This is a genomic window from Providencia sp. NPDC089933, assembly GCF_049545585.1.
Taxonomy (GTDB): Bacteria; Pseudomonadota; Gammaproteobacteria; order Enterobacterales; family Enterobacteriaceae; genus Providencia; species Providencia huashanensis.
On record NZ_JBMWDT010000035.1, the window covers coordinates 1 to 1,189 of the forward strand.

A 1,189-nucleotide genomic window follows, 5' to 3' on the forward strand; every position below is an offset into this window, starting at 1 on the left:
TGTCCACTTCCCCTAAAATAAGACAGCTATAATTAGATTTTCTGCCCTAAAATTTGCAGAGGTCATGATGAAAAAAGCTCGTTTTACTGAAACTCAAATCGTTAATATTTTAAAACTCGCTGATTCTGGTATGAAAGTGGAAGATATTTGCCGCCAAAATGGGATCAGCAACGCCACTTATTATAATTGGAAATCAAAGTATGGTGGCATGGAAGCGAATGATGTTAAACGATTAAAAGAGCTTGAAGATGAAAATGCGAAACTGAAAAAGCTCTTTGCGGAAGTTAGCCTTGAAAACCACGCGATGAAGGAGCTTTTCGCAAAAAAGGGTTGGTAGTGGCTGAAAAGAGATCCTGTGCTCAATCATTAAAAGAGGCAGGCTTATCAGTCATTAAGGCTTGTAAGCTAACGTCGTTGTCACGAGCCACGTTTTACCATCAGCAAATAGATTGGCGTAAAAAAGACCAAGTAGTGATCGATGCCATACAATCTGTGTTAGCGAAATCACCACAATCGGGATTCTGGAAATGCTATTTCCGACTGAGATTTCAAGGCTATCCTTTTAATCATAAACGAGTTTATCGCGTTTATTGTCGATTAGGATTGAACCTGAAACGGCGGGTTAAAAAAGTGCTTCCGAAGCGTGAAAAAAGACCATTAGTGATAGAAAAAGTCCCGAATATTCAATGGGCATTGGATTTTATGCACGACAGTTTATATTGCGGTAATCGCTTCAGAACTCTCAACATTATTGATGAAGGAACGCGTGAATGCTTGGCGATTGAGGTTGATACGTCATTACCGGCTGAACGCGTCATCAGGGTGCTTGAACGTTTAAAAGCCGAAAGAGGGTTACCGAAACAGATCCGAGTCGATAATGGCCCTGAACTCATTTCAGTTAACTTATTGAATTATTGTGAAGATAACCAAATTTTACTGTGCCATATTCAACCGGGAAAACCGCAGCAAAATGGGTTTATCGAACGTTTTAATGGTTCGTTCCGTCGAGAGTTTTTAAATGCGTATTTATTTGAATCATTAAGCCAAGTGCGAGAATTAGCGTGGTTTTGGCTGCAAGATTATAACCAAAATCGAACCCATGAAAGTTTAAATCACCTCCCACCGGAGGCCTATCGTCAACAGTTAGAAAACTCTAATTTAACGTGTCTCAATTAAAGGGGAGTGGACA

Annotated in this window: 1 protein-coding gene; it reads left to right on the plus strand. The window is 39.9% G+C overall.

The annotated features are described in order from the left end of the window. The first annotated feature begins 67 nt into the window (after positions 1-67). Positions 68-1,176 (plus strand): IS3 family transposase gene (locus ACPEH5_RS22650; RefSeq protein WP_420492224.1). Its coding sequence is split into 2 segments (ribosomal slippage): positions 68-320 and positions 320-1,176, totalling 1,110 coding nucleotides; the frame shifts between segments, so codons are not numbered across the junction. The last annotated feature ends 13 nt before the right edge of the window (positions 1,177-1,189 follow it).